Genomic DNA, 13,811 nt, shown 5'->3' on the forward strand with positions numbered 1-13,811 from the left:
ACCACTCCCTTATGGAAAATTAGAAAATAGTTTAGGAAAATGACAATTTATTGCTACTAAATCATGGATACCTCTAAAAAACACCTGTTTTAAGATGACTATATTTTAAATACATGCCAGAAGTCGTTCCTGATGAACTGGACTCGCAGGGGTAAGGCTCAACTCAAATTGAAGTTTTCTCTTTTGCTGTACGCAGTGCGTTGATGACTCCGTCGAAATGATCAAATACTGTGCCAAATTCCACTTCCGGCCTGGAAATCAAAAGTACGTGAATCCCCAGCTCCAATGCAGATTGAACCTTTTCATCCACTGCTCCCGTGCTTCCGCTTTCCTTGGTGACCATCACGGTCGTGCCATAGTGCTTGTACAATGCTTCGTTCATCTCGCGGGAAAAGGGTCCCTGCATGGCAATAATATTTTTTTGCTCCATGCCCAGTTCGCCGCATTTCTCCATATTGTCCAGGCGCGGCAGCATGCGTATAACCAGACGAATCTCCGGGTCTCCGAGTAAATGCTTGGTGAACGTGCCGAGCGTCTTACTGCCCGTCGTAAGCATTACAGAACCTTTGAGTTGCTTCGCTTCTAATGCGGCTTCTTCATAGGAAGACACGATGTGGAGCAACGGATGATTGTCATATACAAGTCCTGTCCGCTCATAGCGAATATAAGGAACCCCGGACTCGCGAGCGGCTGTCATCGCATTCGCATGTGCTTCTTCTGCAAAAGGATGACTGGCATCAACAACCGCCTGTATTCCAAGCTCCCGAATCATTGCAGCCATTTCATCGGCTGTCATTCGGCCTGTACGTACGTCTAGTCCCGCTTCAGACAAGCTGGCTGCCGCGCTTTCGGTTACGACTGAGGTCAATACGTTGAAGCCATTGTCACGGATTTGCAGCGCCAATTCCCGTGCATCGCTCGTTCCGCATAGCATGAATATCATGAGCTCTTCACCTGCCCGCTTCCATTCACTACAGATGGCGTATGTGAATGCTCGTGATGGTGATCATGGTCATCATGGCTGTGAGCATGGACATGCTCATGAGTGTGATCGTGGCTGTGTGTATGGTGATCATGATGGTCGTGCTCATGTGCATGATGGTGGTGGTGATGTTCATGTTCATGTTCATGTTCATGTTCATGATGATGATCGTGGTCATGATCGTGGTCATGATCGTGGTGATGATGGTGGTGCTCCTGCGCCTCCAGGCGGAACTGGCAGTTATCACAATTGGCTGTAACCTTGCCGAACAAACCTTCCTTAGCTCGCTCCAGCACCAGTTCAACCAATTGAGGATGGAAACCAAAATATCCGCCCATCTCCACTTGTAATGCAGGGTGAGCCTCGGCAAATTCCTGGGTCATTTCTCCGATGCGTTTAATCAGCACACCCGTGAACAGAAAATAGGGAAGCACGATAATCTTTTTGGCCCCCAATCGTACACAACGCTCCAATCCATCGGGAAAGGAAGGCTGCGTCACACCGATAAAGCTGCTCTCTACCCATGTATAAGAAAGCTTCTCCCACAGCATACGGGTGATTTTGAAAAAGTCACTGTTCGCATCTGGATCGCTACTTCCGCGTCCTAATACAAGTACCGCCGTTTCCTCGTCAGATACTTCGACAGATGCCTCTACAGCGCTATTCATCCCCGCTGGAACTGCAACCGGCCGGGCCTCTTTCAAGCGACTTTGCAGAATGCTGACGATTTTCTCGTGAACACCAATCGGACGTCCGTATACAAATTCCACCTGCGGATATTTCGCCTTTGCCCGGTCAATAGCCATCGGAATATCAATTTTGGCATGTACCGCTGCGAACAAGATAATCGGAATAAGAACGACACGCGTCGCCCCTTTCTCCACACAAGTTTGCATCCCATCAGCAATGCTGGGACGTGCCAGCTCCAAGAAACAGGTTTCCACGCACATATCCGGTACCCGATCTGCCACTGCCTGTGTAAATTCCAGCAGTTCCTGGTTCCCCTCCGGGTCCCGACTTCCATGTCCAACCAACAATATTGCATCCACTGCTGTTGTTTCCTCCTCTTGAATAGGGATAGCCTGCATGACGCCCTATTTTATATATATGCTTGTATCCCGTTCATCAGGCCTTCAGTCCATTAATCACCACAAACCGCATTCACTTCTACCGTTACTGGTGCATCTTCATGCCGGAACCCCGCAACGACACCTACACGCTTAAAAAATTTATGAAAGCGCTCATTCGGATGCCCTTTTTCCTTATATTCAGCGATGACATGCTTCACGATGTCCGTAATCTGATCACCCGGAATTCCTTCCGCTACAGGCTGAGCGGCATGAGCATTGCGGCCGAATTTTTTGCCACCGAGGAAGAGATCGTACCCACCCTTGCGATAGACGATTCCGATATCCTCCAGTACGGCTCCATAGCAGGCCATACCGCATCCGTTCAAAGCAATGCTCGTTTCCTTGGGTGCCTGTAATCCGCCAAGTACAACCTGTAAATGCTCAGCCACAGGCACAGCGTCATCCTTCTCCATATTGCAGAAGTCGCACGCCTTTACCTTAAACACATCGCCAATCGGCATGACAATGAATCGTTCATCCCGCAGCCGCCCGACCAGTTCCTCGGGGTCTGCACACGGCACGCGCAGCACGATCTGATGATCCGGCGTGTATTCCAGCTCGCCATCATCACCCGCTACCTCGGCGAGCAGCGCCATCTGACGAGCGGTGAACTTCTTGTTTCCCACACCCGGGGAAACGCCCACCTCAAATAGCGCAGGCTTGCCAAAGCCGCCTGTCGCCATCCCGGCCGCGGCCCCTGCTCCGGCCACCGCCGACGTTCCGGCGGTGCTCTTGGCGGTAGGCGCTTGCCCGCTCCAGCGAGCGTTGGCTTCGCCAGGCAGCTTGCCGCCGACAGCGAGGCGGCTTAGCGCCTCTGCCGCCAGCGATGCCGGGGCCGTGCCGGTTTGCACAGCAGTTGTTGCCTGCACAGCAGCCATCGCTTGCGGGCGTGCCTGCGTCGCAACCGCAGCGCCGCTCGCGGAGGGTCCAGCGGGCGTAGTCGGGGCTGCTCCTGCCTGCGGTGTACCCTCTTGCGCTCCCAGCGACCACGGCTCCGCTTCCGTGCGGAGACGCTGATGCGGCTTGAGCGCCTGCTCGGTCGCATCCAGCGTGTATTTGCGCTGATATCCGCGCGGAGTCACGATCAAGCCGTCATACACCGTCGTCGAGGAATTGCCGATGATTACAGTCGTCAGCATCCCGATGTCGTGGTTCAGCATATCTTCCAGCGTCGTTACAATAACTTGCTGACGTTCACGATAAGCACTCTTCACCAGCCCAACCGGAGTTTGCGGATCGCGGTAACGCAGCAAAATGGACTGCGTCTCCACAATCTGGCGGGTACGCCGGCCACTGCGCGGATTATATAATGCAATCACAAAATCGGCCGAAGCCGCTGCTTCTACGCGCTTCACAATCGTTTCCCATGGGGTCAGATGATCACTCAGACTAATTGTGCACGCATCATGCATCACTGGCGCCCCCAACAGTGAAGCACAGGACTGAATAGCCGAGATCCCCGGCACGACTTCTACTTCAACTCCGTCCTCGCGTCGCCAGCCTTTTTGCATCAGCACTTCGTACACCAGCCCTGCCATACCATAGACTCCCGCATCTCCACTGGAAATGACAGCTACCTTCTTGCCCATCTCTGCTTGGCGAACCGCCTCCTGCGCACGGCTCACTTCCTCTGTCATCCCTGTGCGTACAATCTCCTGTCCGTTCAACAGCGGACGGATCAAATCAACGTAGGTATTGTAGCCGATAATGACCTCACTTTCGGCCAGCGCATCCAGCGCCCGTTTTGTGATATGTTCCATATCTCCTGGTCCAAATCCAATCACCAACAATTTTCCTAATGGGCTCATCGAGCTCCTCCTATTCATCCTTTTCAGGGCAGCTATGCTATCTATTCCAATGATTTTTGGACATCCTGTAACTCAAAAAAGCCCCATCCTACCCGGATGGGGCTTCTATGTACGTATCTCTCATCAGACGAACAAACAGCGTAAGAAGACACGATTTGTCTTCCTCCAGCCTGCCGTTGTTTTCCATCTGTCTGTTTACGCTTCAAACGCTGCTGCACGTTCATATCCACGCAAACCTCTAGCCAACATGGAAAAAGCAACGTGTGCCTGATTTCCTGATTTCGTACACCCATCCTCTCCGCGAAGGTTAACGGTGCATACAGATCAAGGTAGGTCTCCTGGCTTGGCATCAACGGATTCTTTCGTCTTCCCCATTTTTCACGAGTGACCAATTAAAAAAATCCTCTTCCTTACAGTGGCGGGACCGCTCGGGATTTGCACCCGATTCCCTGTTACCCTTTGCTCAACCGCAAAGGCACCTTGTCTGTCCGCTATTTGATTATGGGTCTTATCATAACCTTGCCTCAATCAGTTGTGCAAGCACGAAAAAAGCTTTATTTCAAGTTCTGTGCTTTATTTTTTAACATACGTAGCAATTCGTCCGGGTCTGCGGAGATGCTCAGTAGCGCTGGATGCTCACTCCCGGTAAACCCCTCTTGCACACTATGACGCACCATTTCTACTAACGGGTCAAAATATCCATTCACATTCAGCAGCCCAATGGGCTTGCGATGAATGCCGATTTGCGCCCAGCATAGTACCTCGAACAGCTCTTCAAAGGTTCCCAAACCACCCGGAAGGGCAATAAAAGCATCGGCCATCTCGCTCATTGCCGCTTTACGCTCATGCATGCTTGCTACCTCAATAAATTCGGTAACTCCCCGATGAATGATCTCTGCATCAAATAACAGGGTGGGCATAATGCCCGTGACCTGACCGTCACCCGCCAGCATTCCATCTGCCACCTCTCCCATTAGCCCCCTGCTAGAGCCGCCATAGATCAGACGGATATGATGGCGAGCCATGGCTTCTCCCAGTTTGCCTGCTGCCTCAACATATACCGATGAATGTCCAGGTCTGGACCCGGCAAATACGCAAATAGAATTCATTAACGTCTCAGCTCCTGTCCTAAGTAGCATCGAAACTTATTCATTATATTAGATAAACATTTTCGCTATAACAAAAATCTTTGTCGATGCATGTCCAACAAAAAAAGATAAAGACCTCGTAGGCCCTTATCTTTATTTTACTCTGTATCCCGAAATATAAGTTCATTTTTTAGCATACTGCATTTATAATTTTGATCTCATTTCAATGACCATTCACGATCTTCAGACCACAGCCATGCACCGAATCGTTATGTTCAAAATATTTGCCCAGCTCCACCATCATCGCGCCCATGCGCTCTTCGGTTGGAAACACGACTCGATCAATCCCTTCTTCCACAATGGACTGTGCAGTCACCTTCCCTACGGATACAGCAATCACATCCTCACGAAAAGCTTCCAGTAAATCCTCAATTCGATTTTGCTCTCTGGCATATTGGGCCAAAAATCGAATTTGCGGACCACTCGTGAATGTAACGGCATCAACATTACGATGGATAACATCCTCCAGTAACGCCTGCAATTTTGCTTCCTCGGGTGGGATATGCTTATAAGGAAGTACCTGGCGGGTCACTGCCCCCTGCTCGTCCAGCCATTTTACCAACCGTGGGGCTGGATCGCCATGCAGCTGCAACAGCACTTCCTTCCCCTTCAGATCGTATGGGGCGAAAGCTCCTGTCAATCCGATCAAACTTCCGTCCTCGTCTCGTACTGCTGGCGTAAAGCCACGCTTTTTGAGTCCATTGACCGTCTTGTAGCCCCGCGCTGCAATGTTGGAAGATTGCAGCAACTCTATAATCTGCTCAGCCACACCCATATCCTCTGCCATATCGAACAGGGCATCCAGCCCCATGCCTGTCGTGAAGATGTACCAGTCCGGAGGGTTCTTTACCCACGATACAACAGCGTTGCGCAGCTCGATATCATCTAGAAAAACAGTGCCCTGGGCCGGACGATGTACTGGCTCCCCTCCCATCTTCACAACTAGCAGCGCCATTTCGTCTGCTTTACGGGGACCAGCAAGAGCGACTCTCTTACCTGCCATGCGTTGTGCCATTCTGTTTCCTCCCTAGTAGAAGTCGTATTTCTTTCTACCAAGTATACAATCAGAGGGGTAAAAGACAAATAAGAATTACTTTTTCGATGAATACAGGAATCTTATAAGTGGGTGTGTCCTGTTCTATCTCCCTGCCGGCTTTCTAGCTGACTACTGCTATCCCGCTCTCCGTTAGATGCCTTATCATCTCCGCCTTTCCCTTTAGATTTGGGTCGGAGCAACATCCATAGTACCAAGGGCATAAGTACAAAAAAAATGATCATCACCGCGGTCCACTCCCGGCTGAAATCAAAAACTTGCACGATGTTGGAGAACAGCATAAACGAACAGACATAACCTAACAAACCTACGGGCCAAACCATCAGACTCCCCCAGGCATGGGAGAACATACGCTTTACCGCCAAACTGGTAACGTACAGATCAATTCCGATCTTCGTAAGAAAGGTGGGTACGGTCAGTGCTGCCACGAACAAGTCGAACCGATCCAGAAAGTCCGTTAGCTGCAATTGACGCACCAGTTCATACGATGGATAGAACAGCCGTGACAAGATAGGAACACCAATAACCAACTCCGACTGCAACACCAGCATGATCAGAAAAGCGGTTCCGAGCAAATGCCCATACCACGCACTACGTCCATTATAACTCTTTCCAGAAATAACAAAGGGAACCATCAGGATATCGGCCATATATCCCAGCATGCGCCAGCTGCCCTTGATCACTCCCTCTACCTCTGGATGTAAGTAGGGTCTAAGCATCGAAAAATCCATATTACGCCCAAAAAAAAGCGGCATGGTCAACAGCGTCAAAATCAACATCGGCAAAAAAATCTCGGCCATATTCACGATGGTGCTTATTCCGCCTTTGGCCATAAATACCAGAGTTAACAGCACAATAAGAGAAGTGACCACAATCGGAGTCAGCGGCAAAAGCACAACCTCCACTAAATCTGTGATAATTCTCAAATCCCGTGCAAAAATGATCAGGAATAAAATAAGGTAGACTGCAAGCAGCATACGTCCCAGCACAGGATGAGAGCTCACCATCGCCTGCATTAGATCCTGGTCAGGAAAACGACGCTTGAGTTTCAACATCGCCCAGATCGGCAAGCATAGCACGATAGCCGCAATTATACAGGTCCAGTAGGCATGCTGATTCGCGTGATCCGCTGCCTGCGCCGGAGCATGTATAAGGGTAATACCGACCTCCATCAATACACCCAGCAGTACGATTTGTCTGGTTGTGAACTGTTTCATACAGGTCATCCTCCTTTTATCCGCAGGCATCCAATACACGATTTACAACGTAGGGGGGAGCCACATGTCAATAAAACGGGTCAGCCATGTAGCCACATAAACGGTGCTCTTCGTTGATGTTCCGTAAATCCAGATACCAATGCTAATAACATACAATACTCGAGAGACCCAACGATTGATGGCTGGTGCATTGTTAATATTTTTACGGTCAATCAGATACATGAAGAGCATAGCCAGCACCAAAGGTAACAGAAATACTTTATTCATTCTGGATTTGCTCCTTTTTGACCCCGAATGGTTTGGTGACCGCACCAATATTCTCAATATGCACGACCGGATTTATGGTGATCTCCACCTTGGGATATAGTTGCTCCCATTGAGGTTTAATCCGTTTCCATTCATCCGGGTGACTCGTAATAATAGCCCGGCCCAAACCAAGTACGTCTGAACGATACTTTTGCTGAATCACGTGGACAGCCTCTCCCAGCTCCCTCTTGATTTCCTCGGCTGTCTGCTGCTCCAGCCACTTCAAATTTTCCTCGTTGGAAATATCGAAATTCGTCTCATTTTCCTTCACATTCCCATTGCAGTTCATATGAACGGTCATTCGAATCTCATTCCCCTGAATAAAGGGCTTGATATGGACTCTATTTTCGATGAGATGCACAGATATGTAACCTTTACCCTTGGGAGGGGGGATAAATATCTCTGTCTCCTTGGCTTGCTCCATACCCAACAGCAGAAACCGACTGAGATGGTTATCAATAATCCCTGTTAACCTGTCTTGTCGAAAGACTGCCAATCCATCGATCTGAATATTCGTCTTCTTGTCTTTAAGACTAGCGGGCCCATTCTTCACCAGAGACATTACTGGCACCACCGGGTCAATGCCTTCCAGCAGGACGGAATTCATCAGCAGTTTAACGGAACGAGGTTTTTTCATATAGGAAAAGTTAAGCTCACGCACCATTTCCGCTGGATATTGCTCAATCGGAGCATCTGCCTGAAGCACTTCCATCGCTGACCCCTTCGTGATAACAACCAGGGAAGACAGACGGTTCTGCGGAATACGTGCAATGACATCCATCATTTTGCTAATCCCTTCCCGTGCCAGCGTCTCGCCGAACAGCAGTACCCGCCGATGGGAGTAATTAAGTGTTCGCGAAACCCCGCGCTGTTCCTCGGTACTTGCTCCTCGAAAGCTTGGACCTGTTTTGGACTCCAGATAGTAGGACTTCGTACCGCTTGTACCTCCCCCTCCTCCTGTGCTGCCCGAAGATCCTAGTTGTCCAGGCAAAGCAATTTGCATCGTTACCCGGTATTGATCGCCTTCCTTGTCTAGCCCGGTACCCATCACAAAGGCCACATCGTTCACTTCACGGCGATCCCAGCATCCTCCCAAAAGAACAGAACAAAGCAGCAGACAACAGAGCACAGCCGCTTTACGTATTTTTTGTGTATTCGATTTGGGCTTCATCACCATCCCTCCTCGGTGGTAGGCGTTCCATTCATCTTTTCCTTCGCTCGTTTGTTGTTGTCTTTACCAATCCAGGAAGGACGTTTAGTCATTTTCCACCAAGGTGCACGGACGACGATATCCTTTTGATCCGTATGGTTGTACGGGCTATATCCGCTCATGTAAGGGACACCAAACGATGTTAGCTTGGTTAGATGCGTAGCAATCAGCGTTGTCGCAATAATGATCCCAAACAATCCGAATAAACCCGCCATCAGCATGATTGGAAATCGTAGCAGGCGAACTGTGATGGCAAAGTTAAAGCGTGGAATGGTAAACGAAGCAATACCTGTGAGCGACACAACAATGACTATGGGTGCCGATACAATCCCTGCCTGTACTGCGGCCTGCCCAATTACGAGCGCACCAAGAATACTAACGGCCTGACCGACCGTTTTGGGGAGACGAATCCCTGCTTCACGTAATGCCTCAAAAGAAATTTCCATCATTAACGCTTCCACCAGTGCTGGAAAAGGGATAGATTCACGAGCCGCTGCAATACTTAATATGAGTGTCGTCGGCAGCATATCATGGTGATAGGTCGTAACCGCTACATATATTGCTGGCAGAAAGAGAGCCATGATGAGAAAAAGAAAACGAATCCAGCGCACCATATTACTGATGAAAAAACGTTCGTAATAGTCCTCGCTTGCTTGCATCATCTGCCACATCGTGACCGGCCCAATCAGGGCAAAAGGCGTTCCGTCCACAAAAATGGCAAAACGTCCTTCCAGTAATTGGGCAGTGACGGTATCCGGGCGTTCAGTATATTCCATTTGCGGAAACGGAGAAAAGGGATGGTCCTCAATCAGTTCCTCAATATATCCAGTCTCCAGAACACCATCAATATTAATATCGCTGAGCCTTTTTTTTACATCCTCCACCAATTTGGGATCTATGATCCCTTCAATATAGGTAAGGACGACGCTCGTTTGAGTTTCTGTTCCGATGGTCATGCTGTACATCTTGAGCTTGGAGGTCTTCAACTTGAAACGCAACAGTGCCGTATTGACGCGAAGGGTCTCAGTGAAGCCCTCACGCGGCCCACGAATAACCGCTTCCGTCTGGGGTTCCTCTACGCCACGGCGGACACCACCCTTGGCGCTAAAAATATAAGCACGAGGCGTACCATCTACGAACAAGGCGGCATTGCCGTCCAGTATCGCTGCCGCTACCATCTTCCATTCGTCCATCGTTTTGGTCTGGGACATCGAGATACGAGTTTCATCCAGCGGCTCCAATTTGCCGTTCACTTCAGGGTCCTTGAGCATCATGCCCAGAATGACAGGCCGCAGGATATGATCCTGCAAATCCTCTGATTTTACCGTACCTTCAAAATAAGCCAACAACCCTTTGCGTTCAGGGGAAATCATGAGCTCTCGGTAGACGATATCAGAGCAATCCTTGAAAATGTCACGCAAAGCAATCAAATTGTCTTCCACATTGCTACGCAGCGGCTGTTCCAGCCACGAAGACTCAGGCAGTCCTTTAGGCACATTGGAATTTCGTGTCTTGCGGTCTGCGGCTGGAATCGCTCTCCGGCTCCACGGTAGCTTCGGCAACTTGGGAAAGCGCCCTTTCTTCATCGTTATTCCCCCTTTACGAATGAGCCGAACAGATAATATGACCTATAGGATGTACCAGCCTGCAAAGGATTATGTATCCAATGAACTCAACATGTTGAACGGATAACAAAAAGACCCTGCAATGATGCAGGGCCTTCGAAAAATCCATTATATATCTGAAGATTTATGATAAAGGAATGATTAATCTCCCCAATACTCCTCGGGATGGTATTCAATCTCAGAACCAGCTTTGAACGTAAGCTCATCTGTCTGATCATGATATTCCACGCTTTCCGGAGTGACGTAATACCAATGCTTCACCACGGGTCCATCATCTACCGGCGTTACAAAACGAAATACGTTCAACTCCCCGCTATAACGCACAATCGCCTCCGCCGTCCCACGCGGCAGCCCTTGAAGCGTGAAGCGAAACACGCCGTCCACCGATTCCAAACGGCAATCGAAAACCTGCTTGCGGCTGTCAGCAAAGCTACGTCCCGTGACGGCATGCTTGATCAGCCATGTTTCCTGCTGCGCCATGTGCGCACCTCCTTTTAGGGCAAATCAATCAACATATAAAAAGCAGACTCCTCTGCTTCCAGTGCTAGCTTTGGCTCCTGCTCAATACGAGCTGAATCGCGCCCTTGCAGAATATGTTCACCGTTCACACGCAGTGAGCCTTCAATGACGAACAGGAACACGCGTCGCCCCTCGGCCTGTGTGAATTCTACTTGCTCTCCAGGCTGAAGCTTGCTTAAATAAATCGTTAAATCCTGGTTGATTGCAGCAATTTCACCCTCTGTGCCCGGTACACGTTTTCCGGCAACGACAGGCAGAAGCTGACCGTGCAGACGCTCAGGATTGAACGCTGTGGCCTCATATGACGGTTTCAGTCCTCTCGTATGCGGGCTAAACCACAATTGCAGCAGACTGACATCCTCCGTTTGTGATGCGTTGTGCTCCGTATGAATGATGCCGTGGCCCGCTGACATTCGCTGAATGCCTCCAAAACGGGTCACTGCTACATGTCCACGGTTGTCTTCATGACGCAGTTCCCCATACAGCACAATCGAAACAATCTCCATATCACTGTGCGGATGCGCCCCAAAGCCCCGTCCCGGTGTGATGACATCGTCATTACAGACACGCATAGGACCAAACGCTGTATTGTTCTCATCCTGATACTCCGCGAATGAAAAGCTGTGACTCCCCCGCAGCCAGCCCTTATCGAAGCTGAATCGGGAAGCCGCCGGATATATTGTAAACATAATAGCCCTCCTTCAGGAAGAAAAATGAGATCAAATCCCTCTCATTGTACCCGAGCCCAAGCGATAAAGCTACGCCTCTGTCTGAGTGATAATCTCATCTATAAAAGACTGCAAGGTACTGGTAACAAAGGCTTCCTTACGTCGGATAAACACCGTTGTTACTTCATTGTACGGCTCAGGCATTGCATGACCGCACACAAGGCCTTGAGACACCAGCCCGCTGATCGAAGATTCGGGAAATACGGTCATTCCAATACCAGCCGCCACACTGCCGATAATCGTCTCAAATGTCCCAAACTCCATAATCTGTTTGGGAATAATTCCTTCCATTTTGAGCCAGGTTTCCAGCCGTCCCCGGTAGCCGCAGCCTTTTTTATATAAGAGAAGCGGACGAGTCGTGAGATCCTCAACGGAAAAATCATCTCCTTGAGATACAAGGACCAACTTTTCCTGAAATACATCAAACTGTTCAATGAGCGGATGCTTGACCGGCCCGGTCACAAAAGCTCCATCCAGCCGCATTTCTGCAACCTCCTGCACCAGAGACTCTGTAACCCCAGCCTTGAGGGACAACTCGACATCCGGGTACTTGCTATAGTAAGCATGTAAAATGGCCGGGAGGGCAATGACAGTCTCCACAATGCCAATCTCCAGTACCCCCGAAGGTGCAGAGGTATTCTGAAACGCATGTTTCATTTCCTCAAATTGCGATAAAATGCTTTTCGTATATTGCAGCAGACGCTTGCCCTCGGCATTGAGGATCATTCCCCGCTTATGTCTATTAAATAAAGGTGTTTGCAGTTCCTTTTCGAGCAGCTTGATTCTGGCCGTTACATTGGACTGGACATAACTAAGCTCGGCTGCGGCCTTGCTGACACTGCCATGCGCAGCCACCGTCTGGAAAATGTTTAAATCGTTCAGATCCACTACTGCTCCTCCTTATTGTGAAGGGTAAGGGGCCATCAAAATTGACGCGCCTTGTCACTTATTATCATTTTAAATGATCATAATGTTTATTTTCAATCATTTTACCAACAGCTTCCCATCCTTTATGATGTTGTCCATAAGATATGTCCGCTGAGACCGGCAAGGAGGAGCTTTTGCACACCATGAACAGACAAATCATGACCGGATCTTTATTATGCCTAATCGCCAGTATGTCCTGGGGGGCGATGTTTCCGGTTTCGCACATTGCATTACAACACATCAATCCACTGTACTTTTCATTTTTGCGCTATTTATCGGTTACACTCATTTTAGTCGTACTATTGTGGCTCAAAGAGGGAAGGACTGCATTTCGCTTTGAGGGCAAGGGCAAGACGTTGTTATTCTTCGGGACCATGGGATTCACCATTTATAATATGGCCGTTTTCCAGGGACAGCACGCGATGGGGGCAGCAGGCACTCTGGTTGCCTCTATAATGGAAGTGCTAATGCCGATGATTTCTATTGCGATGGTGTGGGTCATGACCCGTAAAATGCCTCCGAGATATACACTAATCAGCATGGTGATTGCGCTGGCCGGGGCTTTACTGGTGATCACGAACGGAAAATGGACCTTTTTCACACTTGCCGGACAACATTTGCTACCGCTGCTGCTTATTTTCGTAGGCGTCGTCGGATGGGTCGTATATTCCATGGGAGGCAGCCATTTTGCAGGATGGTCTACTCTTCGGTATTCAACCCTAACCTGCCTGCTCGGAACTCTCGTCTCCTTCGTAGTCGTCACATTTGCCTCTGCTTTCAACTGGATTGTGGTGCCGGACTGGCAGGCTGTGTGGTCAGTTAAATACGAAATGAGCTTTATGATCCTGCTTCCAGGGTTAGCGGCCCTACTTAGCTGGAATGCCGGAATCCGAAAGCTATCTCCACTGAACGGAATTCTATTTATTAACTTTGTACCGATTACCACGCTGGGACTCATGTACTTCCAAGGTTATGCCATTAGCCGTTTTGAACTATATGGGACAGTGTTAGTCATTTTCGCACTGATTCTGAACAATATGTTTCAGAGAAGTTCGCTGCGTCCTTCCGACTCACCGGATGTCCGTTTCCGTCTGGACCGCCGCAAGTCCTTCCAACGTTAACTTCTAACTCTGCAAACCAAAAATCATGCTAAAAAC

13 protein-coding genes and 1 riboswitch are annotated in these 13,811 nt (G+C 49.3%); of the genes, 1 reads left to right on the plus strand and 12 read right to left on the minus strand.

The features are described from left to right. Positions 1-163: 163 nt before the first annotated feature. The 12 genes from cobK to MKY98_RS24580 form a co-directional block, all read right to left on the minus strand. Positions 164-943 carry a precorrin-6A reductase gene (gene cobK, locus MKY98_RS24525; protein ID WP_069012858.1) on the minus strand — a complete coding sequence of 260 codons (780 nt, stop codon included), beginning with the start codon at positions 941-943 and terminating at the stop codon, positions 164-166. Next, the gene (locus tag MKY98_RS24530) at positions 940-2,031 is read right to left on the minus strand and encodes a sirohydrochlorin chelatase (protein WP_208332727.1); all 1,092 of its coding nucleotides are present in this window, start codon (positions 2,029-2,031) and stop codon (positions 940-942) included. The genes cobK and MKY98_RS24530 overlap by 4 nt, the downstream gene beginning before the upstream one ends. Before the next feature lie 92 nt (positions 2,032-2,123). Further along, positions 2,124-3,920 (minus strand): precorrin-3B C(17)-methyltransferase, encoded by a 1,797-nt coding sequence (cobJ, locus tag MKY98_RS24535; protein ID WP_069012114.1) that lies wholly within the window; start codon positions 3,918-3,920, stop codon positions 2,124-2,126. A 311-nt stretch (positions 3,921-4,231) separates the two neighbouring features. Then, positions 4,232-4,417: riboswitch (cobalamin riboswitch) on the minus strand. 57 nt (positions 4,418-4,474) lie between these two features. Continuing rightward, positions 4,475-5,029 (minus strand): LOG family protein, encoded by a 555-nt coding sequence (locus MKY98_RS24540; protein ID WP_069012111.1) that lies wholly within the window; start codon positions 5,027-5,029, stop codon positions 4,475-4,477. A gap of 202 nt (positions 5,030-5,231) precedes the next feature. Beyond that, positions 5,232-6,083 (minus strand): uroporphyrinogen-III synthase, encoded by an 852-nt coding sequence (locus tag MKY98_RS24545; protein ID WP_029518594.1) that lies wholly within the window; start codon positions 6,081-6,083, stop codon positions 5,232-5,234. A 101-nt stretch (positions 6,084-6,184) separates the two neighbouring features. Beyond that, positions 6,185-7,339 carry a GerAB/ArcD/ProY family transporter gene (locus tag MKY98_RS24550; protein WP_069012109.1) on the minus strand — a complete coding sequence of 385 codons (1,155 nt, stop codon included), beginning with the start codon at positions 7,337-7,339 and terminating at the stop codon, positions 6,185-6,187. Positions 7,340-7,381: 42 nt separating this feature from the next. After that, a complete protein-coding gene (locus tag MKY98_RS24555; protein ID WP_029518596.1) occupies positions 7,382-7,606 on the minus strand; it encodes a hypothetical protein in 225 nt (74 codons plus the stop codon). After that, positions 7,599-8,816, minus strand: a complete 1,218-nt coding sequence (locus tag MKY98_RS24560) for a Ger(x)C family spore germination protein (protein WP_069012107.1) — start codon at positions 8,814-8,816, stop codon at positions 7,599-7,601. Before MKY98_RS24560 ends, MKY98_RS24555 begins: the two co-directional genes overlap by 8 nt. Beyond that, entirely contained in the window at positions 8,816-10,441 is a 1,626-nt protein-coding gene (locus MKY98_RS24565) for a spore germination protein (RefSeq protein ID WP_069012104.1), read from the minus strand. Before MKY98_RS24565 ends, MKY98_RS24560 begins: the two co-directional genes overlap by 1 nt. Before the next feature lie 180 nt (positions 10,442-10,621). Further along, positions 10,622-10,960, minus strand: coding sequence for a hypothetical protein (locus MKY98_RS24570; protein WP_069012102.1), 339 nt, complete (start codon positions 10,958-10,960; stop codon positions 10,622-10,624). A 14-nt stretch (positions 10,961-10,974) separates the two neighbouring features. Then, positions 10,975-11,688: a pirin family protein gene (locus tag MKY98_RS24575; protein ID WP_069012100.1), complete on the minus strand. Its 714-nt coding sequence runs from the start codon at positions 11,686-11,688 to the stop codon at positions 10,975-10,977. A 69-nt stretch (positions 11,689-11,757) separates the two neighbouring features. Next, on the minus strand, positions 11,758-12,615 hold the full coding sequence (locus tag MKY98_RS24580) for a LysR family transcriptional regulator (RefSeq protein WP_039271679.1): 858 nt from the start codon (positions 12,613-12,615) through the stop codon (positions 11,758-11,760). Positions 12,616-12,797: 182 nt separating this feature from the next. Between MKY98_RS24580 and MKY98_RS24585 the strand changes: the two genes are divergently transcribed. Continuing rightward, positions 12,798-13,775: a DMT family transporter gene (locus MKY98_RS24585; RefSeq protein WP_245231600.1), complete on the plus strand. Its 978-nt coding sequence runs from the start codon at positions 12,798-12,800 to the stop codon at positions 13,773-13,775. Positions 13,776-13,811: the final 36 nt, after the last annotated feature.

The organism is Paenibacillus sp. FSL M8-0228, from assembly GCF_038007385.1.
GTDB lineage: Bacteria > Bacillota > Bacilli > Paenibacillales > Paenibacillaceae > Paenibacillus > Paenibacillus polymyxa_D.

What these genes read in the sequence shown, in the direction of transcription:
- cobK (WP_069012858.1), bottom strand. Translation starts at nt 943, where the DNA reads ATGATATTCATGCTATGCGGAACGAGCGATGCACGGGAATTGGCGCTG.
- cobJ (WP_069012114.1), bottom strand. Translation starts at nt 3,920, where the DNA reads ATGAGCCCATTAGGAAAATTGTTGGTGATTGGATTTGGACCAGGAGAT.
- MKY98_RS24540 (WP_069012111.1), bottom strand. Translation starts at nt 5,029, where the DNA reads ATGAATTCTATTTGCGTATTTGCCGGGTCCAGACCTGGACATTCATCG.
- MKY98_RS24545 (WP_029518594.1), bottom strand. Translation starts at nt 6,083, where the DNA reads ATGGCACAACGCATGGCAGGTAAGAGAGTCGCTCTTGCTGGTCCCCGT.
- MKY98_RS24550 (WP_069012109.1), bottom strand. Translation starts at nt 7,339, where the DNA reads ATGAAACAGTTCACAACCAGACAAATCGTACTGCTGGGTGTATTGATG.
- MKY98_RS24555 (WP_029518596.1), bottom strand. Translation starts at nt 7,606, where the DNA reads ATGAATAAAGTATTTCTGTTACCTTTGGTGCTGGCTATGCTCTTCATG.
- MKY98_RS24560 (WP_069012107.1), bottom strand. Translation starts at nt 8,816, where the DNA reads ATGAAGCCCAAATCGAATACACAAAAAATACGTAAAGCGGCTGTGCTC.
- MKY98_RS24565 (WP_069012104.1), bottom strand. Translation starts at nt 10,441, where the DNA reads ATGAAGAAAGGGCGCTTTCCCAAGTTGCCGAAGCTACCGTGGAGCCGG.
- MKY98_RS24570 (WP_069012102.1), bottom strand. Translation starts at nt 10,960, where the DNA reads ATGGCGCAGCAGGAAACATGGCTGATCAAGCATGCCGTCACGGGACGT.
- MKY98_RS24575 (WP_069012100.1), bottom strand. Translation starts at nt 11,688, where the DNA reads ATGTTTACAATATATCCGGCGGCTTCCCGATTCAGCTTCGATAAGGGC.
- MKY98_RS24585 (WP_245231600.1), top strand. Translation starts at nt 12,798, where the DNA reads ATGAACAGACAAATCATGACCGGATCTTTATTATGCCTAATCGCCAGT.